Here is a 23,737-nt window from a genome sequence, read left to right as displayed (position 1 = left end):
ATTCGCCGGCCGACGGCTCATCCAAGCCGCCCCGCCGCTACTTTTGGCCAAGGGCTCCCCGACATTAAACTCAAGGCACATGATCTCGATAAAATCATGGCCGCTCCCGTCTTTCGAGTGATTTTAATTTCAGTCATGGAAGCAAGGCGATACGAACTGAATGCCGTGCCGTTACTTTGCCCAATCGACGAAAATCCTTCAACCCGGCCTTTTTACATTCGCGTGGCGTTTTGGCTCGTCTTCGACGATAGTCGCCCCCGGATTGCCCTCAGGGTGCCGTTCTTAGCGTGCTGGAAACGCACACCGACTGCGACTATACGAGCAAAGCTCCCGAAAGGCCGCCGCAGACCCCTTTGGAGTTGTGTCAGCCGGGCTGAAGCAATCGCTGTTTAATGAGACGAAAGGAAGGCGACATGGCCAAGAAATGGGCGGCCGGCGACAAAGCTCCCGATTTCGAACTGCCGGACGATAAAGGTGGAAAACTTTCGCTCAAAGCATTCGCCGGCAAAAAACTGATTCTCTACTTTTATCCGAAAGACGATACGTCCGGCTGCACCAAGGAAGCCATCGACTTCAATGGTCTGAAGGACGATTTCACGAAGGCAGGCGTGACGATCGTCGGCGTGTCCCCGGATTCGGTTGCAAGCCACGTCAAATTCAAGACCAAACATGATCTTGGCCTCGTGCTCGGATCGGACGAAACGAAGGCCATGCTCGAAGCCTATGGAGTCTGGGTCGAGAAAAGCATGTATGGCCGGAAATATATGGGCGTCGAACGCACGACCTTTCTGATCGATTCCAAGGGCAAGATCGCGGCCGTCTGGAACAAGGTCAAAGTTCCGGGCCATGCGGAAGCGGTACTCGCCGCTGCCAAGGCTCTTTGATGCCGATCTGCACGAATACGTATGACCACGTCCTTTAGCGTAATATTAACCTTAACATAGTGTTCTTATCCCTGGTTCCCCCCGATCCAGGTGCAGGATGTCGCTGCGTTACAGTCATCTAGAAAGTAGAGAGGCGCGCCGTATCTGCCTTTCCTTCAGCTATGGCAGAGGCACGCGCAGCATTTCCATCCGGCCGTTCCTTTTCTACATTATCGCCGGGGTGCTGCCGGTGCTTGCCCTCTGGTATCTTTTCGCGACCGTCTACCTGATCTTCCGCGACGACATGCTCGCCTCGCTGATGAACCGTCAGGCCGAAATGCAATATGCCTATGAGGACCGGATCACGTCGCTGCGCGCGCAGCTCGATCAATCGACGAGCCGCCACCTGCTCGACGAAGCCGCCATCAGTGCCAAAATGGAAGACCTCGCCTCGCGGCAGGTCCGGCTCGAACGGCGAAGCGCCGTGGTGACAAGCTTGGCGGAGCGCGTGCTGCCGAAGCCGGACGCCAAGGGCAGCCTCGCGCAGGCTCAAAGCACTCGGGCTCCAAGCATTCTGGTTCAAGGCACGCCCGCCGCCGGCGACGCTCATGCCCGGCAGGCGTCCCCCCACACCACCCCCAATCCGCTGTTGAGCGGAGCTTTTTCGCCGAGCCCTTCGCAAGCTCTACCGCAAGGCGTCGCGGCTTTCGCGCCGCTTGAGAGCGCACCGCACGAAGCTTTGCAGGAAAGCGCGCCTGCGACCAAGCCGCGTCCAGACGGGCTCGACCTGCGCCATAGCGAGGACTCGGGCTTCGCTTTGCCCGCCGCTCCCGAAAAGACCAGCGATGCGCGCGGCCCCGGCGACGGGGCTGAATCCTTATCACGCATGACCGCTTCGCTCGACCGCATCGAAAAGGATCAAGACCGCATTGTCGCGCGGCTGCAGATGCCTTTGATCGGAGAGATGACACGCGTCCGCACCGTGCTTGCGCAGGCCGGACTTTCCGATCGTTTGGCTCTGCGGCAATCCTTTCCGGTCGAAGATCGCAAGAGCCGCGACGCCGGATCGAAAACGGCCGGAGCCCAAAGTGCCGTTGGCGGTCCCTTCATTCCTTTGAAGCTCGATGCGGATGGGTCGGCCTTCGAACGCGCCGCCGTTTCCTTGCAAGAGGCCATTCTCGCCGTCGAACATATGCGCCGGGCCATATCGTCGGTGCCTCTGCGAAAACCGCTCGCCGGCGATCCAGACGTCACCTCCGGCTTCGGTGCCCGTCTCGATCCGTTCTTCGGACGCCCGGCCATGCATGCCGGCATCGATCTTCGCGAAGACTACGGGACGGACGTGCATGCGACGGCTTCCGGCAAAGTGACGATCGCCGGCCCTGACGGCGGCTACGGCAATATGGTCGAGATCGATCATGGCAATGGGCTCTCGACCCGTTATGCGCATATGGCCTCGATCACAGTGAGCGAGGGCCAAGTCGTGCAGGCCGGTCAGGTCGTCGGCCATATCGGCATGACGGGACGCACGACCGGACCTCACCTGCATTATGAGACAAGGATCGATGGCGAGCCTGTCGACCCGCTTCGTTTTCTCAAGGCGGGCAACCGGCTTTTCTCGGAAAACCCGGACGCCTTCCCGCAAGACTGAGCGCTCCTGCAGCCGAGCCAGCGGTGAGCGATGAGCGAGCCAATGACGCTCCTATAAGCTTGGCATGGGGCTTGCTGCCTCATGCTTGCAGGAGGGCGAGGAGATGGATTACGTCAAGCCTATAGACATGGTGGCCAATATGGCTGAGTCCGGTGCGATCCGGGCCAAGCTCTCGATCACGGATATGCTGGTGCGTGGCATGATGGCCGGCGCTTTGCTCGGCATCGCGACAAGCCTCGCCATAACCGGCGCCGTGCAGACCGGCGTTCCATTTGTCGGAGCGATCGTCTTCCCCGTCGGCTTCGTGATGATCGTCTCTCTCGGACTTGAACTCGTGACCGGCAATTACGCGATCCTCGCGGTTGCCGGTCTCGCCAAAAAATGCACATGGGGCGCAGTCAACCGCAATTGGTTCTGGGGCTTCATCGGCAATCTGATCGGCAGCGTTCTCTATGCGCTCCTGCTCGTGATCGCGCTGACGAATACATGGCACGTCGCGGTGGCTCCCGGCACCATCGCGCAGAAGATCATCGATATCGCGCAAATGAAGACGACGGGCTATGAGCCCTTCGGCGCCGCCGGGCTCCTGAGCTGCTTCGTGAAGGCCATGCTCTGCAATTGGATGGTCTGTCTCGGCGTCACCATGTCGATGATGTCGACCTCGACCTTCGGAAAACTCTTCGGCGCCTGGCTGCCGATCTTCATTTTCTTCGCACAAGGCTTCGAGCACGCGGTCGTCAATATGTTTCTGATTCCGGCCGGCATGATGCTCGGCGCCAAAGTCACCATCGCAGATTGGTGGTTGTGGAATCAGATCCCGGTAACGCTCGGCAATCTGGCAGGCGGTCTCTTGTTCATCGCCGTGCCCTGGTTTCTAACCTTCCATCCGGAGCCAGGCGCCAAGGCGCCGGAAGGCGATCTTGATGTCGGAGCCTCGTCGATCCCGACGAACTAGATCGAAAGATGCACGAAGCTCGTGGCGTTGCACGGACAGGAGCTTCGATAGATTGATGTAAGGGATCTATTGATTCTGACCCGGCGTGGCGGACGTTCCGCCGGTGTTGCCGTTGCCATTCATGGAGTTGGGATCGCTCGCACTCGGCACACTTTCTGTGCCGATGCCCGGACCCGTATTTCCATTCATGCCGGTGCCGCTGCTTCGGCCTGTGGCAGTAGCGCCTGCACCACCCATGTTGCCGGGCGCCGTGGCATTGATGCCGGCGCTGCCGGACCCATTGGTCACACTGCCCGTACCTGTGCCCACGCTCCCGGTTCCGCCCGCGGCAGCGCGGCCAGCTCCTCCCGCTCCGCCGCCTGCGGCAAGAGCCGCCGAGCCAAGACCAAGAGAGATCATCGCCATCATTACAGATTTACCTACGCGCATCGCTCGCTTCTCCCATCCCAAGGCATCTGGGAATGTGCGGCGGCGAACATCGTTCCGGCGACATGCAATCACGCCGTAGAATAAGATTCTGCCCTGGCTGTTTCGTTCGAGCGAGACGATGCTTGATGCTTAACGCGTGGTGACGATTTTTTCGTAATGCGCCCAATCCGGACCGCGCGCATTGTCGGCCATCTCAACCTCTCCGGCGAGACCGGAAATCCCGAAGGGCACAGAACGCACGCTCGCATCGATTGCATGATGCCGATCGCAATTCTGCGGCGGCACGTAGACGCTGCAAATCAAAATCAGGGCCTGGATCATCATCTTTCCTTCAACAGCCAAGCATGGAACAAAAGCTTCATATGGTTGTCGAACGCACCAGCTTGCTTTTTGATCCATGCTCAAGGCTCACAATGCCGCGACAGATTATGCCTAACTGCGCCGGCTCACGCTTGTTTGAACGGATTCGGAACCGTTCCCGCGGAACGGCGTTGCGCTTCGCATTTCATCAACGGAGCACCACACATGAAATTAATCCTGATTTGTGCCAGCGCTTTCGCTTTCCTCACGGGCAGCGCCTTCGCCGAGGACGTCATCATTCACCGCGATTCGCCCGACATGGACCGGACAGTCGTCCATCGCAGCGTCGGCGGCGAGGTTGAAAAGAAGGTCATCACTCATGATGAGGACGGCTGCGCCAGCAAGACCGTGAAGAAGACGAACGGAATGGGCGACAGCGTCTCGAAGACCAAAACAAATTGCTAATGAAGATTAAGCATGTTCAGACGCCGGTTTTGAGGCCGGCGTCTGGGTACGTATTCCTAACAATGCACCGCAGGCGCGGCGCATCATCACCAGGTCAGTTTGATGCCGCCCTTGCCGCCATAGAGCTGGTCGCGACCGGAGAATTCGCCGTCGAAATTGGCGAAGGCCGCGGCGCCGGGCGCCAGCGCCAATTCAAAGCCCACTTTCGTCTGCGCGAAGTCGCGCGCGATGGCTGCGCCATCGACCTCGAAGGACGCGCCCGGCAAAGTGAGGAAGGTGGTCGTCAAATTCCGCTCCGGCGCGAAATCGTGGCCATAGGCCAGCGAAAGCACCGGCTTCACCGTCATGCCGTTGCCGATATCGAAGAACTTCTCGAAGCGTAGCCCGAGATAGGCCGGCACGGAGGCCGTGTCCCTGCCCTGGACATTGAGCGCGAAGGCACCTGGCCCCATTGTCGGCGTTTCGCTGAACCCATTGCTGCGCAGATCGGCGATCTCGAGCGCCACGAAAGGCGTAACCGTCGAGCCATAGAAATTGGCAAAGCGCCGTCCGGCTTCGAGCCTCGTGCGTACGGCCATCGAATCATAGCCGCCGTGATCTGTCTCGCCGCCAAGCGCGCCGAGGCCAGCGATCGTACGCGTCTCGCCATTGTGAAGGAACGACAGGCTGGTGGCCGACGCGACATAGGAAGCCCCAAAACTCGCGATGCTATAGGCACCGATATGGCCGCCGGTCACGTAACCATAAGTCGCGCGGCCCGGTACCGAGAAATTGCCGCTGGAGCCGCCGCCCGCGACACCGATGAGAAACGTGGGATTGACCTGATAGTCGATGCCCATGGCGCCGCCATAAAGCTCGGCCGATTGCGCGACGGTGCCGAGACCCGCGTTGCCATGCACGTTTTCGTCGGCGCCAAAGCCGCTCGCCCAAGCACTCCAGGTACGCACAGGCGGCAAGAGCGGGTCGTGCACGACGATCGGGCTCTTCGTGACCGGCGCATAGAAAAGCGCGCCGGGCGCCGGTTCGCTCAGCACGACGGAATTGGCATTGCTGCCGCCGTTGAGCCAGAGGGTTCCCTGGTCGCTCATCGCGCCGGTGAAAAGCTGGTTCATCCGCAGGCCAGTCGTATCGGCGGCGGTGATCCCCTCGCCCGATACGGAATCAAATCCGGCATTCGCCTGCCCTGTCGTCAGACTGTCGAAGGCAAGCAGGATGGGCGAGTTCGGATTGAGTTGGCCGCCGAGTGCGAGCGCGTTCGCGACGCTGAACTGATTTCGGGTCAGCGCCGCGGCGGCGAAATTGTAATTGGGCGTGATGCTGAGGAAGACATCGTTCGCATCATAGCTGAGCGACGGCGTCAGGAAGGCGAAATTGCCCCGGTCGACGCCGGAGAACATGCCGTTGACGCCGCCGGTCGCGGACAGGATCGTGTAGCGCGACGAAGGCTGATAGGTGCCGGTGCCGAATGCCAGATTCACCACGCCGCCGTTGATCGTCGTCACGCCGTTCACCTGCGTGAAATCGTTCGAAGCCGGCGTGATGCGCACATTGTAGAAGGAGCCCGGCTGGAAGGTCAGCGGACCATTGATAGTGAGCGTACCGATCGCCGATGAGGTGCCCGGCGCCAAAATGCCGCCCGCATTGATGATCGGATCGGTGATCGTTCCGCTGCCGGACAGCATGCCCCCGGCGTTCACGATCACATTGGAGGTCGTCGTCGAACCGTCGATCTCCAAGGCGCCGCCGTTGATCGTCGTCGTGCCGGTATAGGTGTTCGTGCCGGTCAGGACGGCCGTGCCGGTCCCCGCTTTGACGAGATTGCCGCTGCCCGAACCGTCGACGATCGAACCGCCGAAGATGAAAGAGGCGTTTGGATTGACGCCGCTTGTCGTGCCGAGCGTCAATGTATGGCCGTTGAGCGAGACCGAAGTCGTATTGGTCGCCTCCGAGGTCAGCATCGCCAGGGTTTGATCGGCGTTGAACGCGAGGGTTGCGATGGCTCCGCCGCCGACGCGGCCGAGATCGACGCCGGCCGATGTCTTCAATGTATCCGTCGCGCCGAGCGTCAAAGTGCCGGCCTCGACGAAGGTCATGCCGGTAAAGGCCTGCACCTGGCTCAAGGTGACATTGCCGGTGTTGGCGCCGGTGCTGTCGTCCTTGATGAAGGATCCCGATAATTTGGCCGTGCAGGCGGTTTCCATCTGACAACCGTCGCTGATGACGCCCGCATAAGTGCCGGTCGCCGCCTGATCGAAGACAACGAGACCGCCGGCATTGGTGATATTCGCATTGCCGGACGAGATATTGGCCGTCGTGAGGTCGAGAGTGGAACCCGCTTCGACGATCGTGCCGCCGGAATAGCTGTTGCCTGTGCCGGTAATCTGGAGCGTGCCGCCGATCAGATGCAGCGCGCCCAAGCCCGTCACGTTACCGGCATATATGCCGCCGCCGTTCTGCGCGAATTGCACCTCGGTGCCGGAAGCCAACGCGATGTTGTTCGTATTTTTGAAGGTACCCGCCGCTACCCGCAATTGACCGCCGGTCACGGAAATATTGCTGCCCGCGGTGAGTGTGAGCGTGCCGCCGGACAGATCGAGAAGGCCGGTGCCCGCCTTGATGATCGATGTCGAGCCTGCGGCAACGGCCGTATCGGTGATGGCGCTCGAAAGCGTCGAACTCAGATTAGTGCTGTCGCCGATCGTCAATTGCGTGGCGGCACCGTTGATCGTCACCGTGCTATTGTTGCCGGTGCTGTTCAAAGCGGCGAATTGGTTGCTGGCGCTGATCGTCAAATTGGCTTTCGCCAAATTCTTGGTGTCTTCCAGCGTGACGCCGAGGGAGCTTGACGAGAAGACATTGGCGGCCGACAGCGTCAACGAGCCGGAATTGACGACGATCGCACCTGTTTCGCTGCTCGCCGTCGAAACCGTCAAAGTGCCGGTGCCGGACAGAGTCAAGCCGCCGGTTCCGGAGATCGTCGATGAGATCGTGCTCGATCCACTGATGTTGATGACGGCCTCGCTGCCGCCAAAGGCCAAAGTGCCGCCGCTGATCCCCGAGCCGCTGCCGCCGTTGAAAATGAGACCCGCGGGATTGGTGCCGTCGCCGAGCGACAGCGTCCCCGTATTGGTGATCGAGATGCCTTTTTGAACATTCAGCGCATAGGCGGACGTATCTGCCCCGAGTGCCACATTGGCCGATTGCTTGACGACACTTGTGTTGGTCGCCGCCGCGATGCTCGTCGAATATCCAGAGCCAGAGAGGGCGGTGTAACCGGTGCCGGCATTATAAGTTGCGAAATCATAAGGGTTATTGGCGGCGCCACTGTCGACGATGACCCACGGCGAGACAATGCCGTTTGTCGTTCCCGTTCCTGCGCCGGCGAAGACCGTTTCCGCTGTCCCCAATGTGCCGCTGTTCGGCTTCAGGAAAACAACGGCATTGCCATTGCGGACGATGCCGTTCGTAAAGGTCAGGCTGGTCGATGTGCCGGTGCCTTTGTTCACAGTCAGTTCGAATGCCGACGCCGCCTGCAACGATCCGAAACTCACGGCGCCGGCGCCCGTCCCCGAATTCGTGAAGGTCAAATTGCGCTGAGTATCGGAGAGTGATCCTCCAAAGGAGGTCGTGAAGCTGTTCGTATCGAACGTGCTGCCGCTCGTCACGGTGACGTTGCGCACCGAGGAGAACGAGGCGAGCGGCTTGAATGTACCGCCGTCGAGATCGAGCGCGCCGATCGAAACGGCGGGGCCCGTCGTATTGCCCATGGCTGCGTCGCTCGAAACTTCGAGCGTGCCGCCGGAGACGATCAGATTGCCGAAGAAACCGGAATTGCTGCCGCTTGTAGGCGCGAGAACAACGGTGCCGGCGCCATTGATTGAAAGGTCCGACTCGCCGGTCGCATTGCCAAGGCCGACGCCCGCGGAACCCAGCGACACGATCTGACCGGTCAGAGTCAAAGTGGTGCCCGAAGCCGGTGCAAGCGTCGCGACCTCGCCATCGACAGCGATTGGACGATTCGTCGAGAAACTCGTGGTCGTCGCAAGCGTGCCCGCACCCTCGGAGAGGCTATTGAAGATAATGCCATTTGCGGCACGGACACTCGCCGCGATATTGTTCGGGTCGATCGTATAATTCGCCGGTGCCGCCGCACCTAAAGCTGCGTCGCTATTGACCGACAAAGTGCCGGCGATGATCGTGGTGCCGCCGGTGTAGGTATTGTTGCCGGTGAGCGTGACGCTGTTGCCCGAGTCATGACCAAGCTGCATGATGAAGCCGTTGAGCGGCGTGCCGATCGTGACCGATCCGACATTGATGCTGGTGACGCCGTTAAACGAGGCAAAGGTGGACGTTTCGTCGAAGGTGCCCGTCACCGTTCCGTCGAGCGTGCCATTGGCGAGCGTCGCATTGCTGATCGTACCGGTGATATTGATGTTGCCGCCGAGGATGAAGCCGGGCAATTGGCCGGCTTTCACCGTGCCGGACACGCCCGGCAAACTGGTTACGCTATTGGCATTGAGATTCCATTGCGTCGCAAGCGCGATGTCGCCCGGCGATAGATACGCCAAGCCAGTGCCGCCGAATTTCGTGGTGGCGTTGCGGTAGGCGTCCGCCTCGATGAAGTCCGAGTAGAAGCCGGTGATCTTGTCGAGACCCGCCGTCGAAGAGCCGACGGCGCCGGTGATATTCGCTGTCGTCGGAAACAGCTTCGAGCTTTTGTTCTTGAGGATCGAATATTCGAGGCCGCGATAGGGATCGCTGGACAATCCTGTCAACGTGGCCGGGATCGGCGCACCCGTGTTGACATTGAAAGTCTGCGGAATTCCATCATTGATCGAGAAAACGAAATTATTCGCCTGCATCATCGCCCAGAACTGGGCGGTGGTCAGGTTCGAGTAATTGGCGATGACATCGACATAGACGGTCGGGTTCGACGATCCGAAGGTCGAGCTTTCCAGCGCCGTAAACGTATGGTGGCCGTCAGTGAGATAGAGCTTGCCGCCGGGACCAATCACCACAGGCTCGATGTCGGTCAGTAGATTCGAGGTAAGCGCCGCTTGCGAGGTGAGAAGATTGAAACCCGCCGTCTTCTTGCCGACCTCGACGAAGCCTTCGTTCAACTGGGTCGGCGAAAGCGAGTCGACGTTGACGCTGAAGAGCGAAAAGGGCCCGGGTGTGATCGTGCTGAAATTGACCGACGAATAGGCCGTAAAAGCCGAAAGGTCGAGCTGGCCCGCATAAGCTGCCGGTAGCAGCACCAGATCCGCGAGAGCGACCAGCGCGGTACTTGCGAGCAGTCGTTGCGCAAGCCGCCTGCGGGTTTTGGCTGACCGAAAGCCAGCAACGCGCTCTCTTTGCCGGCCCATGCGGACCGGCAGCGAATGAATACTCAACATAACGCCCCCCACAGCGGTAGCCCTGGGCTACCACTCCCCGGCGGCGTTTAAGCTTAATGACGTGACATTTGGATGACGCCCATAAAAAAGCGGCCTCTTCCAGCTTCGGCCAAACCGGCCATTCGTTGCCTCTCCGCCTATGACACCATCATCCATGCGACTGCTGAGGCCTAACGGCGGCAATCCGCAACGCAGTTGCAGAAGGGTCGCCATTTAAACAGTGAGTTGGAAGCGATTTAGTTCCGAAAACTTATAAAAGCTTGTTTGCTTATCTCGAACTTGGAGAGAACGCCGCTCTCAGTTCGGCTCGGGTTACGCCGCATGAACGGCTTCCGTCGTTTGCTGGTCGTCGCGCTCAAGCGCTGACGTAAGTTCGGCCGGCTGGATCGGTACGCTTTGGCTCTGGCCGTCAGGTGCTGAGATCGACGGCGTTTGCAACGACGTAGCTATCCGCTGGTAAGCGAGAAACGAAAGGCCGAGGATTTCCTCTTCATCGGTTACAACCCGGTAGGTTCCAGCCGGCAGAAGGTCGTCAAAGGCGCTCATGCGAAAAGGATGGTTGAACGTAACCATGGACTCAGTCGAACGGATCGCCATCTCGCACTCCTCAACTTTATGTCTGGGGTTGTCACTGCTTTGTCCGGGAGCATGTCTACCGTTGCAGCGAACTACCTATTAACATGATGGGAGTGCCGCAAGGTTACAAGGCCGTCTTCGCTTCCCATAAAGTGCGGCGCGGAGCAAAATCGCTTTCCATGGCGACCGCGGCTGGAAGCGACGCGCGATCAGTCCTCAATCTTCTTGGTGGTGTCGTCAAGCAGGACGACATTCAGCAAAGAGCTATGGACTTCGATATGGCCGTTGTAATCGATGAAACCGAGCTGACGAAACTTATTCATGAAAAAGCTGACGCGAGACCGGGTGGTTCCGATCATCTCGGCAAGTGTCTCCTGGCTGATCGAAGGAATGATCGGCTCAGGTTTTCCTTCTTTACCGAAATTGGCAAGGATCAAGAGCATTCTCGCCAAGCGCTTTTCACTGGAATTGAACAGTTGATCGACAAGATCGGCTTCCACTCGAGCGTTGCGCGCCAATAGATAGGCGGTGAACTGCTCGGAAAACTCCTTGTCTTCATGGAGCACGCGAATGACCGCGGCCTTCTCCATGTGAATGGAGATGCAGTCGGTGAGTGCCACAGCGGACGCCATGCGCACCTGCTGCCCGGTGAGACACCCCTCGCCGAAGAAACTGCCAACCTTAAGGATCGCGATCACGGCCTCTTTTCCCTGTTCGGACACGACCGTGACTTTGACCCTGCCGTCCTGGAGGAAATAGAGAGAATCAGCGGGGTCGCCCTGAGCGAAGAAAACCGTATCCTTTCGCGATACGACGCCGGCTGTTACCCCGCTCACATTTGACAAGCGGGTCAGATCAATGAGTCTGGTCTGTTCTTCTGCCACCTAGCCCTCGCCCCGAGGGCGACCTACAGGCCGCCATAAATAGATTAATAGCAATCGTCATAAATCGAAGACATGGGCCTTTGCATCACCGGCAAATATGCGCCATCACGCGAGCAACCATAACCTGGGCACTGACGCATTTCATTGCCACAGATATCCCATACGCATGCCCTCCTGGTTCGGGTGAAGGCATAGCAGGAAGGCCTCTCATCGAGTGGTCAAAATTGACCACCCTTCACGCCGTCAGCGATGTTTCTCGCTCATAATGAATTGATCTCATTTGAATTCTACGGTCTCATGCCCGATCGCGACTGAGACTGAAGTAAGAGGCCTTTTCCGCGTCGGTTCGCGCCACCCGCCTATCGGGGCGGCCATTTCCACACATCGCTCGCAAACCGCTATCAGCCGATCGGTGGACGCTCAGGGCACATCCGCGACTTTGTCGCTAGGGCTCGACGGTGGCGCGACCTCACCTATTGACTTATTATATAGTTATTATGTAGACTAGCTAAACTTATGTCTGATAATCATGCTGCTAATGTCGAAATCGAAAATAATTGAATGGTTTACGGTTGGTCTAACGATCGTTATTTACGGCAGCTGGATCGCGTTAACTCTTTTCCATGCCCTCTTGCCGATATGGTTCATCGTGCCTGCAGGGGCGTGGCTCATCGCATGGCACTCTTCACTTCAACATGAGAATCTGCACGGGCACCCAACGCCGTGGCAAGGCGTGAATACACTGCTGGCTTTTCCGCCTTTGTCGCTTTGGCTGCCCTATCACGTCTACCGGGCCTCACATCTCGATCATCATCGCGCCGAGACATTGACCGATCCCTGCAACGATCCGGAATCTTACTATTGGACGCAGCACGGCTGGTCAGAGCTCGGCTCAATCGGCAAAACACTTGTTCAGTTGCAGACGACCTTGATAGGAAGACTCCTGCTAGGGCCAGCCTGGAACGCAGGTCGTTTGATCGCACGGGAGCTAGCTGCCGCTCGCGACAATCCGCGCGACGGCCTCATAAATTGGGGTGCGCATCTTGTGGGATGCACGATCATTCTGATTTGGATCGTCGGCATCTGTAAGATGAACCCATGGTTTTATCTGCTCGGCATCGTCTACCCCGGGACCTCATTGTCGCTTGTGCGATCGTTCGCGGAGCATCGGGCCGCACGGGTTGCGGGAGAACAGACTGCGACCGTCGAGAATGCCAAGGTCCTCGGACTTCTTTTCCTCTTCAATAATCTTCATATTGCACATCACTGCCGCCCTGATTTGCCTTGGTACAAAATCCCGGCTTGGTACAAAGAGCATCGCGAGAGCCTGATCTCGGCAGAGGTCACACGCGTTTACCGGAGCTACTTCGAAATCACGCGGCGCTATCTTCTGAAGTCGTTCGACGATCCAATCAACCCTCTTAGCTATGAATAGAAGCGCCACGCTGGACAATGATACCCGGGCTGCCGCGGCCTCACGAACCGTCGCGGCCCTTCCGATGTATGATCTGCCGCAATTGAAACCGGCGACCGACGCCTTCTGGCACGCGATCGCCGAGCGTCTGAAAAACGCCGGGCTGACGGCCGTCCCGGCCTCACTGACCAGAACAGATGATTATCAAGGAGCTTGGCGTGATCCCGACCTTCTGTTCGGCCAGGCCTGCGGCTACCCTCTGGTCAAGCAATTCAAAAGCGCCGTACAGATCGTCGCAACGCCAATTTATGGATCTTCAGGCTGCGAAGGCTTCGAGCATTGCAGCTTCTTCATCGTCAACGCGAAGGCTCAACATCGAACGTTGCGTGATGTGCGCGGAAGCGTCTGCGCCGTAAACAGCTTTGACAGCAACACCGGCATGAATTTGCTGCGAGCCGCGATTGCACCAATTGCCGAAAGCAATGATTTCTTTCGTTCCGTCGTCATAACGGGCTCCCACCACAAAAGCCTTGAAGCCGTAGCAGAGGGTCGCGCCGACATTGCCGCGATCGATTGTGTCAGCTTCGCGCACTTCGAGCGTTTTGAGCCTGAACTCACCGAGCGCGTGTCGAAGATCGGTGAATCGGTGCGCACGGCCGCTCCGCCATATATCACAGCCCGAAAAACCGATGCTGGCATTCTCCGCGTTCTGAGAGAAGTACTAAACGACGTTGCGACAGCACCCGGACTCGAATTAGTTCGATCGGCGTTGAATATCGAAGGCTTCGCATTCGAGACTGACGCTGACTACGAACGTCTATTGCTCATTGAAGAAGACGCCGCCGCACTGGGGTACCCAGAGCTGCGATAAAAGGACGGCTACCGGCTGTTTTCAGTGTGCCAAACACGCCGTCACCGGTCGCAGCGAACCCATATTCGGTGAACCTTTACGAGAACATCGAGAAGCTCAAACTCAATATCTCTCATCTTACGGCTTTGCATGGCCCAGGCGCCGTAACGTTCGCCGATCAGTGCGCCACCATCGGCGATGGTGAGACATAATAGTACCGTCACAATATGCGTTTAACGGTCACGTGCAATGACCGTAAACGCAGCATCAGCCGGTCCCTTATAAAGCCGCAGTTCGTTCAGATCACCCAATCGTCCCTTGCGATGGCTTCCGCCTTGAGTTCGTCTTTGACTCGCTGTGCATGGGCCTGCAAGACGCGATCTTGCCGCTCGCGCGGCCGTGGCACATCGATCGAAAGAGAGGCTTTGACCTCCCCGGGCTTGCCGCCGAGTGCAACCACGCGATCCGCCAGATAGACAGCTTCATCTATGTCATGTGTGACGAAAAGGACGGTCTTGCCGAACGCGTTCCAGACGCGGGTCAATTCATCCTGCAACGCTTGCCGCGTCAAAGCGTCGAGTGCGCTGAAAGGTTCGTCCATCAGCATGATCGACGGATTGACGGCAAGTGCTCTTGCAAGTGCTACCCGCTGCCTTTGACCGCCTGACAATTGATGCGGGTAGCGGTTCGCGAAGCTCTCCAGACCGACGCTGCGCAGAACGGTCAAAGCCCGTTCGCGCCGCTCGCTCTTGCCGAGCTTGGTCTTCTCGAGGCCGAAGCCCACGTTGGTAATGACGCGTCGCCACGGCAGCAGACGCGCATCCTGAAAAACCAGCGCCATGGCCCGTTCCGAATTTGGATCGGCGTGAACCTTAACCGTGCCTGACGACGGCGCGGCGAGCCCCATCAACACCCGTAGCAGGGTCGATTTGCCGACCCCCGAGGCCCCGACGATCGCAACGAATTCGCCGCGCTCCACAGTCAGATCGAGACCGCGGAGAATCTCGGTGACGGCGCCTTCGCGCTCGTAAGCGAGGCTCAGGCCTTCGATCTCGATGACCGGATCCATGGCGCTCACGTCTTCCATGACAGGAAGCGCGATTGGGCAAGCAGAAAGCCGGTGTCGACGAGGCCATAGAGCGCGGCGATCGTCAACATATAGACCACGACGATGTCGGTCGCGAGCAGGCTCGCCGCCTGATTCATCCTCTGCCCAAGCCCCGGAACGCCGAAAAGTTCGGCGGCGACGACCGCCATCCAGGCTTGTCCGAGAGCCGTGCGAACGCCAACCAGAATGCCTGGAAGGCTTGCGGGAAAGAGAACCTTCACGAGCTTCTCCCAGCCGCTTGTAAAGCCGAAGGCCTCAGCCACTTCGATGAGTTCGTGATCGACGTTGCGGATCGCCGCATGGGCCGCGAAAAACACGATCCAGAACACCCCGATCGCGATAATGAAGATCGCCGCGGCTTGCTCCACTCCGAACCAGAGAATGGCAAATGGAATCCAGGCAAGCCCCGGAATCGGACGCAGAGTCCGGATCACCCAGCTCAGCGCGACTTCCAGGCTGCGGTACATTCCCGTGAGGATACCGATCCCGATGCCGAACAGGATGCCGAGAACGAGACCATAGAAATAATGCGAGAGGCTTTGCCCGACGCAAACGATCCAGATGCCGCTTCGGACTTCACGCAAGAAAGCCGCCGGCAATTGGCTCGGCACCGGCAAGAGCGCCTGCGCGCTCGGATCAAGCAATGGAATCGATTGCCAAACCAGAAGGAAGACCGTCAGACCGATCGCAGATAAGAGATAACGGTTCAACGATCTTTTCCTGACTCCAGAGCTTCCGTGAAAGTGATGAATTGCGCCGAGGACCAGATCTTCGCGTCGTCGCGCTGGCGGCCGAACAGATAGACCGGCCTGAAGCCGAAGGGGCCATTGACCGGTTCAACAGTGAAGTGCCCGGAAATGTCCCGCGGCAAGGGGGATGCCGTCAAGCGCTCGAGCGCTAGAAAGAGATCGGTGCCGCCGAGATCGAGGCGCAACTCGCCATTTTCGAGAAGCTCGGCGCCGGAGATCTCCCAATGAAAATCCGGCCTGTGAATGAAGGGCGCAGGCTTGCGCGGATCACCAACTTTCACAAAGCCGCCGATCGTGCCTTCGACGATGAAGCGCGCAGCACTTAGATTGCTTACTTCAATCTCTATGGAATCCGCATCGCCATAGGTTTCCGAGCGAAAGCCAACATCCGTTGGTCCGGCACGCCATGCCGTTTCCTCGACATGTTCGAAGCCACTCGCCGAAAAGCGATGGATCGTTCCGTTCAAGATACGGATGCGGCCGTTCCAACTCGCCCAACGGTAACGATCCTTGATCCGTGCGCCGCCCCAGCGCAATCGGATGAGCCGGTCGGAGAAACCAAGCTCTTCGTGAAGGTTACGCCGCCAGATAAGGCCGGTTTGATCGAAGGCTGCAAGCTCATCCCATCCGAGATCGCCCAAAAAGCGATAGCTGATCTCGGCTGACCCTGTGTGTTCGAAAGCATCGCCTTGGATGTGGTCGCCGCAACGAACGATCAGTGCAGTGCGTTCACCCGTCGTCGCGAAGGTATGACGGGCACGCAAGGCCACACCGATCGCGGCACGATCGAGGCTTTCCGCGAAAATGCCTGTCAGCCCACCGCGCACCCCAAAGACCTGCACACCCGGCGCACCACCGGCAGGACGGCCGCGATGTTCGTCGCTATTGGCGCAGACTCCGAGTCTGTAGCCGCGTTCAATCACATCTTGATAGAGCCAGGGAAAATGCCCCCAGGACGAAGCAATCTCGACCAACCGTTCCAGCTCCGGGTGGTGCCAATCCGCGATGTAACGGCGGCCGCCGACATGCGGGATGACGAGATGCGCCTCGGGTCTGTCGAGATAGGCGTCCCAAAGCTCTTCGATCGGCCAGCGGCCGAGATTGGCCGAGGCGCCTTTCATATCTTCATTCCAGAGCAAAGTGCGATTGTGCTCGCCCTTGCGGTTATAGGGAAACTCCGGCGGCTCATCGCCCAAGAAGATCACTTTATGATCGCCGCCGGCCGTCGAACTGCCGCACCATTCCTGCACCGGATAGGCGATGAAGCGTCCCGGCTCGTTGAATGTGCCGATTGTCTCGACGCCGTCCTTCCAATTCGCATCGGTGATTTGAAAGTCGTTCGCGGTATAGCCAAAGACATCTATGCCGCCGATATCCCGCGCGAAAGCAGCATTATAAGCCGGGCTATTGGTGCCGACCGTGTCATGCGCATGAACGTGAAGATCGGCATAGTACGCGCGAGGACTTGGCGCGTCGTCAAAGACGGAAAGGAAGGCCTCGGCGGGAGCAATGTCGCGGGCTTGCAGAGCCTCTGCAACGAATCGCAGATCGCCACGATCCGACGGCAGATCATCAACGGCAACGGCGGCCCAGCCTTGCGCAGGCAACGTGAGGTCGCGGCTGAAAAGCACCCCATCTTGCCCGAAGGCAGTCAAATGGATAGCGCCCCCCGTGTCGCTCACGATATTGCCCCAACGATCCTGCAGCGACAGATGGAAGGGCGCGGCTACGCCGGGGCGCGCGAAACGTGGTCCATTGAGGATGATGCGGGCCGCGGGACCAGCCGCGATACGCAACGAGACATCGCCCGGCACCGCGACGAAACGCGAGGTACCGAGAATGTCGACATAGGCGCGAAACCTGAAATGGTCCTCGATAAAGGTCTGAACACGCGTGCCGGGTCCGCCGCCACGCCGGTCACCAAGCCGAATGAGGATATGATCGCCAGCGTTCAGATAACCATCGACAATATCGACGATGACCGCCTTTTGAAAAGGACGCTCGTGGCCCTTCTGATCGAAGCGAACGGATAGATATTGAACGCTTGCTGGCGACTGGCCTGCGGCCAAAGGACCTGCCTGGTATTCAGCGGAGAGGTAATTCGCCGCGGTGGGATCGGCCGTCTGGAATAAAGCCCAGTCCGAGTAGAACTTAAATGTCACTTTGAAAGTGGCACCATCAGCTATGCCGCCCGCGCCGACCTCATAATCGAGAAGAATCTCCTGCCAGGAACCGGCCTCGACGCAATCGACATTGCATCGAAGAGTTCCTGCAAAGGGAAGGTTTTTCGTCCTGGCATAGAGATCATGCGGCGCGATATGCGCGCCAAGCCTCGCGTTAAGCTTCGAGGCGCGCTCGTCATTGTCGTCACTGGAAGGTGGCACGCGATCTTGATCTCGGTTTATCGGCCCGGCGCGGCCAGCTCCGTATCCTATATCGAATTGACATCATGAATTAAATACCACCAAATCTATATCGTAACTTATTTGTGGTGATGCGCGGGGGACCGCCTCTCTCCAAAAATGGAGCCATTTCATGAAATTCAGCCGCGTAAGGCTTATTTTGGCAATGGCCTCGGCCTTGATGATGGCGACCCACGCCGAAGCCGAAACGCTCAAAGTCCGGGTCGGCGTCATTCCGGTGATCGGCGCTTCTCCGCTTTTTGTCGCCGACAGAGAAGGCTGGTTGCGCGAAGCGGGCCTCGATTTGTCCATCGCGACTTTCGAGTCGGGGCCAAACATCATTCAGGCCGCGGCAGGTGGAGGGATCGATCTTTATGTGGCAGGCATCGCGCCGCTCGCGGTTGGCCGCACGAAGGGCGTCGATTTCCGCGTCGTCGCGGCAACCGCCGTCGATGAAAACGTACTCGTCGCAGGCGCCAAGCTGCACTCCTATTTCAAGTCCGGCGTGGCGCCGGCCGCGGCCTTTAGACAGTTTCATGCCGACACGGGCCGGCCTGCCAAGATCGCGACCCAGCCGCCAGGTTCGGTGCCCGCCGCCAATCTGCAATATTGGCTGCGCGAAGCCGTTCATGTCGATCCGGCTGATGTTCAAATTGTTCCGATCGGCATAGATGCGACCCAACAAGCCATCCTGGCCAATGCGGTCGATGCGGCAACCGTGCGCGAGCCGACCTTGACGATTATCCAGCAGCGCAATCCCGCAATTGCGCTCATCGCATCGGGTGAAGAGCTGTTTCCCGGCCAGCCGGGAACCGTCGTCGCCGTCTACGGCCCATTCCTGGAACGGCATCCTGAAGCCGTACAAGCGATCGTCAACGGCATTGTGCGTGCGATCGACGAATTACAAAAGACGCCGGACCGCGCCGTGCCCCATATCGAAGCTGCGCTGTCGAAAGGTATCGTGGATCAGGCAACGATCCGCAAATCGCTGTCGTCGCCGGCCGTGCATTTCGTCGCCGATCCGCAAGCGATCATGGCGTCCACGAAGGCATTGCTCGCCTATCAAGTGAAGCTCGGCGCGGTTACCGAGGCCCCGAGCATCGACGGGCTTTTCGACCGGCGCTTTTATGAAAAAGCCCTGGGCAAGGAAAAGGAAAAGACGGTCAACGATTAGGCGCAGATGCCGGACATTCGGCGATTTTGCAACTAATTGCTGTCAAATCCTGCCATTTCGGGCGAGATCCTCCTCCGGAAAGGAGCCCGCATGACAGCCGATCCGATACGCCCGGCACGCGACGAAGCCATATTCGATCAAGCGGCCACACCTGAAGAGGTCGTGCTCGCGGCCGACCGCCGTCATTTGCGGCTGAGCTGGCGCAGCGGCGATAAGATGACGCTCGGCGCCGAAGACATGCGGCTTGCCTGCCGTTGCGCCTGGTGTTCGCGCGCCCGGATCGAAGGGACGTTCGAAGCGCATTTCGAAGACGCCTCCATTGCCTCCATCGAACCTATTGGAGATTACGCGCTTAACATTGGTTTCGCTGATGGCCATGCGCGCGGCATTTTCCCGTGGACCTATCTTCGTACGATCGGGGTCTTGTCTAAAGACTCAAACGCCGGATCATCAGAATGAACGCAAGCGACATCAAGAGCGAGACGATCGAGACGGATCTCCTCGTCATCGGCGGCGGAACCGGCGGCCCGATGGCCGCGATCAAGGCCAAGGAGCGCAATCCAAACCTGCGCGTCATCCTAATGGAAAAAGCCAATGTGAAGCGCAGCGGCGCCATTTCCATGGGCATGGACGGGCTGAACAATGCCGTCATTCCCGGCTACGCGACGCCTGAGCAATATGTGAAAGAAATCACCGTCGCCAATGACGGCATCGTGAATCAAAAAGCGGTCATGGCTTATGCGCAGGGCAGCTATCCGATGATCCGCGAACTCGACAAAATGGGAGTCAAGTTCGAGAAGGACGGTTCCGGCGAATTCGATGTACGCAAAGTTCATCACATGGGAAGCTATGTACTGCCCATGCCGGAAGGCCATAACGTCAAAAAAATCCTCTACCGGCAATTGAAGCGCAACCAGGTCGCGATCACCAACCGCTATATGGCGACACGGCTTCTGAAAGGTGCCGACGGCCGCATCGCGGGTGCGATCGGCGTCAATACGCGCACCGGCGAATTTCTCATCATCCGCGCCAAAGCCGTGATCCTGGCGTGCGGTGCGGCCGGACGCCTGGGCCTTCCGGCGTCCGGCTATCTCTTCGGCACCTACGAAAACGCAACCAACTGCGGCGACGGCTATGCCATGGCCTTTCATGCCGGCGCCGAACTCGCCAATCTCGAATGCTTTCAGATCAACCCGCTGATTAAGGATTATAATGGCCCGGCCTGCGCCTACGTGACGGGACCTTTCGGCGGCTATACGGCGAACAACAAGGGCCAGCGCTTCATCGAGTGCGATTATTGGAGCGGCCAGATGATGCTCGAATTCTGGCGCGAATTGCAAAGCGGCTCCGGACCCGTCTTCCTGAAACTCAATCATCTTGCCGAGGAGACGATCACCGAGATCGAAACGATCCTCCACAGCAACGAGCGGCCATCGCGCGGCCGGTTCCACGAGCGGCGCGGCACGGATTACCGCCATCGCATGATCGAAATGCATATTTCGGAGATCGGCTTTTGTTCGGGCCATAGCGCCTCGGGCGTCTGGATCAACGAACGAGCCGAGACGACCGTGCCCGGCCTCTACGCCGTCGGCGACATGGCGAGCGTGCCGCATAATTATATGCTCGGCGCTTTCGTCTATGGCGGCATCGCAGGGGCCGAGGCGGCGGCCTATTGCGCCGAACATGACTTGCCGGCGTTCGATGCCGAAGATGTCGCCCGCGAACAGACACGCGTACTGGCGCCGACCCTGCGAAGCGACGGCCTCACGCCGTTTGAAATGGAATATAAGGCCCGCCGCCTCGTCAATGACTACATCCAGCCGCCGAAAATCACCACCAAGATCGAGATCGCGCAGCAGCGGCTCGGCGAAGTCCGCGCCGATCTCGGTCAGCTTGTCGCCCGCGATCCGCATGAACTGATGCGGGCGCTCGAATTGCAATCGATCCTCGATTGTGCCGATCTCGCCGCCGCCGCTTCGCTCTATCGCACCGAAAGCCGCTGGGGCCTTTATCATCTCAGGGTCGACTATCCCGAAACCGACAATGAGAACTGGTTCTGCCACAGCATGCATTTCAAGGATCAGCATGGGCGGATCGCGCACCGAAAGCGTGAGGTCGAGCCCTATATCGTGCCGGTCGACGAAAGCGAAATGTCGGCCTATCATCAATTGCGCATCAAAACGCCAGCGGCTGCCGAATAGTCGCGTAGGCCACCGGAGAGCAAAATGCCCTTAGCCAATCATGCGACGAGCGTGCCCGTCATCGTCGACGAGGAGAAATGCATCGCCGACAAAGGCTGCCGGACCTGCATCGAGGTCTGTCCGCTCGATGTGCTCGCGATCAACGAAGGAAGCGGCAAGGCCTATATGAAATATGACGAATGCTGGTACTGCATGCCTTGCGAGGTAGATTGTCCGACCGGCGCCGTCAAAGTCAACATCCCCTATCTTTTGCGGTGACGCGGACTATGCCTGTCTTTGAAGCTTTCGAGCCGGAACTCGACGAGATCGCCGCGAAATGCACGAGCGAAGACGCGGGTGTGCGTCGCGTCGGCATGCTTGAACTGGCGGATATTGTCGAAGAGGGTGCCGTGCCTTTGCTGCTGCAAGGCCTGCGCGATGGCGACATAATGGTGCGCGAAGCCGCCGCCAAGGCGCTCGACGCACATGATGGTATCGAGGTCATAGAAGCACTGGTCGAAGCACTCGAAGACCCCGGTGCCGGCGTTCGGATGGCCGCCGCCGAAGCGCTTGCCGAGAAGAAGCTGCCAGCGGCCGTTCCTTTACTGGTTGCACGTTGCAGCCATCAGGATGCTTTCGTGCGCGCTGCGTCCTTGCATGCCCTCCGTGAATTGGTTGATCCGCGCGCCCTACCGGCGGCGCTTCAGGCGCTCGGAGATTCCGCGCCGGACGTGCGGCGCGAAGCGATCGGCGTGCTCGGCTATCTCAAGGCCGAAGAGGCTTTGCCCGCGCTTGTCGCAGCCGCGAAGGATCCGGATTTTTCCGTGCGGCGCGCAGTGATGTCGGCGCTGGTTTTCTCACAAGCCGGCGGACATGGCGCGAAGGCGCTCCTTGGCGGGCTTGGTGATGAAAATTGGCAAGTGCGCGAGGCCGCCGCCGCGTCGATCGGGAAGATCGCTTTTGCTGAAGCGGTCGACGCATTGATTGCCGCAATGAATGATGAAACTTGGCAGGTGCGCATCAAGGCCGCCAATGCACTTGGCCGTACGCATGCCGCGCGCGCCGTGCCGGCTCTCGGCGCGGCGCTCACGCATGAGGTGAGCAATCTCCGCAAGGAGGCCGCGGCGGCGCTCGGCGAGATCGCCGACCGCAAAGCGCTCACCTATCTTGAAGCGGCAAGCGACGAACCGGATCCGGACGTGCGCAAATTGATCCGCTGGGCAATTTCCCGCTGCCAAGCTGCGTGATCACGAAAATCTGTCTCAATTCTTGCGGCGCCAAAGCCACAATTCATTGCTGTTGAGCTAAGCGAAGATTATTTTTCTGCTCGCCATGGCATCGTGTTTGCAGCATCCTGAGCTATACTGTGAAAGCCTCAGGGAACACGATGGAAAGCTTTGTGGCCTCGGCCGAGCTGCGAACCAAACTTAATGTGAAGCAACCGGTGCAACCGGCATCTACGCAAGCGCTGCTGCTGACCGAAAATCCCACGCTCCTCGGCGGCCCCGTTCCTCTACTTCAAAATCTGTCGGAGCGCGAACGCGACATGGTGTTGAGCCATGGGCAGAAGCGTGTGCTGAACCGTGGCCAAACATTGTTCAATCAAGGCGCCTTGCATGACGGGATCTTTTTGATCACGAGCGGGCGCATCCGGGTGTTTTACATGGCGCCCTCCGGCCGCGAGATCACGCTGGCCTATTGGCTCCCCGGCAATTTCGTCGGCGGTCCCGAAATTTTTGGCGGCGGCCTGCATCAATGGTCGGGCATCGCAACTTGCGCCTCGAGCGTCGTCCATCTACCCGGCAAAAGTATGCGCCTATTGGTGCAGAAGATTCCCAATCTCGGCATTGGCCTGATCGAAGGCCTGACCTTCAAAGGCAAATGCTATTCGGCGCTGGCGCAAATGCTCGGCACACGCTCGGTGACGGAGCGTTTAGCACATCTGCTTTTACATCTGGTCGAGCTCTACGGCGTCAAGGATCGCGACGGCGCTCTGATCAGTGCGGGATTCACCCATGCGGACCTCGCCCATATGGTCGGAGCGACGCGGCAATGGGTGACGATCAGCCTCAAGCGTTTGCAAGACCAGGGCGTCATCCTCTGCCGGAAATCGAACATCGTCGTCTGCCGCACCGACCGGTTAGCCGAAATGCGCGGCGGCGAGTGATGAAAACAAACTCCTTTTGGTCGGTTCATCGCATCGTTTTTCATCAGTTCCGCCTCGATTTTAGACAGCTATTCCTTTTCGGCAACTAATCAACCTGCGGACGCGATCTCCGTTTGCGCCTCGCGGTGTCCAATCCGAAGATGGAAGGAGCGAGCCTGATCGCGACCTGAACCG

At 58.9% G+C, this 23,737-nt stretch carries 20 protein-coding genes; 12 read left to right on the top strand and 8 right to left on the bottom strand.

The genetic code is table 11. From position 1 onward, the window contains the following. The first annotated feature begins 413 nt into the window (after positions 1-413). From bcp to A3OQ_RS0111930, 3 genes are all read left to right on the top strand, one after another. The gene (bcp, locus tag A3OQ_RS0111940) at positions 414-884 is read left to right on the top strand and encodes a thioredoxin-dependent thiol peroxidase (RefSeq protein WP_020175623.1); all 471 of its coding nucleotides are present in this window, start codon (positions 414-416) and stop codon (positions 882-884) included. A gap of 97 nt (positions 885-981) precedes the next feature. Next, positions 982-2,514 (top strand): M23 family metallopeptidase, encoded by a 1,533-nt coding sequence (locus tag A3OQ_RS22195; RefSeq protein ID WP_020175622.1) that lies wholly within the window; start codon positions 982-984, stop codon positions 2,512-2,514. A 103-nt stretch (positions 2,515-2,617) separates the two neighbouring features. Continuing rightward, positions 2,618-3,469, top strand: a complete 852-nt coding sequence (locus A3OQ_RS0111930) for a formate/nitrite transporter family protein (RefSeq protein ID WP_040580999.1) — start codon at positions 2,618-2,620, stop codon at positions 3,467-3,469. Positions 3,470-3,535: 66 nt separating this feature from the next. Here the strand turns inward: A3OQ_RS0111930 and A3OQ_RS0111925 are convergent, their stop codons facing one another. After that, complete coding sequence (locus A3OQ_RS0111925) at positions 3,536-3,898, bottom strand: hypothetical protein (protein WP_152428420.1); 363 nt, start codon at positions 3,896-3,898, stop codon at positions 3,536-3,538. A gap of 129 nt (positions 3,899-4,027) precedes the next feature. Continuing rightward, entirely contained in the window at positions 4,028-4,219 is a 192-nt protein-coding gene (locus A3OQ_RS0111920) for a hypothetical protein (RefSeq protein WP_152428419.1), read from the bottom strand. A gap of 204 nt (positions 4,220-4,423) precedes the next feature. Between A3OQ_RS0111920 and A3OQ_RS0111915 the strand changes: the two genes are divergently transcribed. After that, positions 4,424-4,663: a hypothetical protein gene (locus tag A3OQ_RS0111915; protein ID WP_020175618.1), complete on the top strand. Its 240-nt coding sequence runs from the start codon at positions 4,424-4,426 to the stop codon at positions 4,661-4,663. Between the two features lie 86 nt (positions 4,664-4,749). Here the strand turns inward: A3OQ_RS0111915 and A3OQ_RS0111910 are convergent, their stop codons facing one another. From A3OQ_RS0111910 to A3OQ_RS0111900, 3 genes are all read right to left on the bottom strand, one after another. Then, entirely contained in the window at positions 4,750-10,059 is a 5,310-nt protein-coding gene (locus A3OQ_RS0111910) for an autotransporter domain-containing protein (RefSeq protein ID WP_020175617.1), read from the bottom strand. A 312-nt stretch (positions 10,060-10,371) separates the two neighbouring features. Then, complete coding sequence (locus A3OQ_RS22190; RefSeq protein ID WP_020175616.1) at positions 10,372-10,656, bottom strand: hypothetical protein; 285 nt, start codon at positions 10,654-10,656, stop codon at positions 10,372-10,374. Positions 10,657-10,844: 188 nt separating this feature from the next. Further along, positions 10,845-11,519 carry a Crp/Fnr family transcriptional regulator gene (locus A3OQ_RS0111900; protein WP_020175615.1) on the bottom strand — a complete coding sequence of 225 codons (675 nt, stop codon included), beginning with the start codon at positions 11,517-11,519 and terminating at the stop codon, positions 10,845-10,847. A 538-nt stretch (positions 11,520-12,057) separates the two neighbouring features. Here A3OQ_RS0111900 and A3OQ_RS0111895 point away from each other — a divergent pair. Both A3OQ_RS0111895 and A3OQ_RS0111890 read left to right on the top strand, forming a co-directional pair. Next, the gene (locus A3OQ_RS0111895) at positions 12,058-12,954 is read left to right on the top strand and encodes a fatty acid desaturase (protein ID WP_083931571.1); all 897 of its coding nucleotides are present in this window, start codon (positions 12,058-12,060) and stop codon (positions 12,952-12,954) included. 64 nt (positions 12,955-13,018) lie between these two features. Then, the gene (locus A3OQ_RS0111890; RefSeq protein ID WP_026595757.1) at positions 13,019-13,804 is read left to right on the top strand and encodes a phosphate/phosphite/phosphonate ABC transporter substrate-binding protein; all 786 of its coding nucleotides are present in this window, start codon (positions 13,019-13,021) and stop codon (positions 13,802-13,804) included. Positions 13,805-14,081: 277 nt separating this feature from the next. On the opposite strand, the gene A3OQ_RS0111880 is transcribed toward A3OQ_RS0111890, so the two are convergent. From A3OQ_RS0111880 to A3OQ_RS0111870, 3 genes are read right to left on the bottom strand one after another with little or no spacing between them, the layout of a single operon-like run. Further along, entirely contained in the window at positions 14,082-14,852 is a 771-nt protein-coding gene (locus A3OQ_RS0111880; protein WP_020175611.1) for an ABC transporter ATP-binding protein, read from the bottom strand. Positions 14,853-14,857: 5 nt separating this feature from the next. Continuing rightward, positions 14,858-15,601, bottom strand: coding sequence for an ABC transporter permease (locus A3OQ_RS0111875; protein ID WP_020175610.1), 744 nt, complete (start codon positions 15,599-15,601; stop codon positions 14,858-14,860). After that, positions 15,598-18,024: a DUF3604 domain-containing protein gene (locus A3OQ_RS0111870; RefSeq protein WP_020175609.1), complete on the bottom strand. Its 2,427-nt coding sequence runs from the start codon at positions 18,022-18,024 to the stop codon at positions 15,598-15,600. The genes A3OQ_RS0111875 and A3OQ_RS0111870 overlap by 4 nt, the downstream gene beginning before the upstream one ends. Positions 18,025-18,175: 151 nt before the next feature. On the opposite strand from A3OQ_RS0111870, the gene A3OQ_RS0111865 reads away from it, so the two are divergent. The 6 genes from A3OQ_RS0111865 to A3OQ_RS0111840 all read left to right on the top strand — a co-directional run bounded on the left by A3OQ_RS0111865 (position 18,176) and on the right by A3OQ_RS0111840 (position 23,563). Then, positions 18,176-19,216: an ABC transporter substrate-binding protein gene (locus tag A3OQ_RS0111865; RefSeq protein WP_020175608.1), complete on the top strand. Its 1,041-nt coding sequence runs from the start codon at positions 18,176-18,178 to the stop codon at positions 19,214-19,216. Positions 19,217-19,306: 90 nt separating this feature from the next. Then, positions 19,307-19,675: a DUF971 domain-containing protein gene (locus tag A3OQ_RS0111860; protein ID WP_020175607.1), complete on the top strand. Its 369-nt coding sequence runs from the start codon at positions 19,307-19,309 to the stop codon at positions 19,673-19,675. Then, entirely contained in the window at positions 19,672-21,417 is a 1,746-nt protein-coding gene (locus A3OQ_RS0111855) for a fumarate reductase/succinate dehydrogenase flavoprotein subunit (protein ID WP_020175606.1), read from the top strand. The genes A3OQ_RS0111860 and A3OQ_RS0111855 overlap by 4 nt, the downstream gene beginning before the upstream one ends. Before the next feature lie 24 nt (positions 21,418-21,441). Further along, positions 21,442-21,675, top strand: coding sequence for a 4Fe-4S dicluster domain-containing protein (locus A3OQ_RS0111850; RefSeq protein WP_020175605.1), 234 nt, complete (start codon positions 21,442-21,444; stop codon positions 21,673-21,675). Between the two features lie 8 nt (positions 21,676-21,683). Next, positions 21,684-22,643 (top strand): HEAT repeat domain-containing protein, encoded by a 960-nt coding sequence (locus A3OQ_RS0111845; RefSeq protein WP_020175604.1) that lies wholly within the window; start codon positions 21,684-21,686, stop codon positions 22,641-22,643. 140 nt (positions 22,644-22,783) lie between these two features. Then, positions 22,784-23,563, top strand: a complete 780-nt coding sequence (locus tag A3OQ_RS0111840; protein ID WP_020175603.1) for a Crp/Fnr family transcriptional regulator — start codon at positions 22,784-22,786, stop codon at positions 23,561-23,563. Positions 23,564-23,737 lie beyond the last annotated feature (174 nt).

This window comes from Methyloferula stellata AR4 (assembly GCF_000385335.1).
GTDB lineage: Bacteria > Pseudomonadota > Alphaproteobacteria > Rhizobiales > Beijerinckiaceae > Methyloferula > Methyloferula stellata.
Note: the sequence above shows the minus strand (reverse complement) of the source record. Positions and strands in the feature narration are given on the sequence as shown.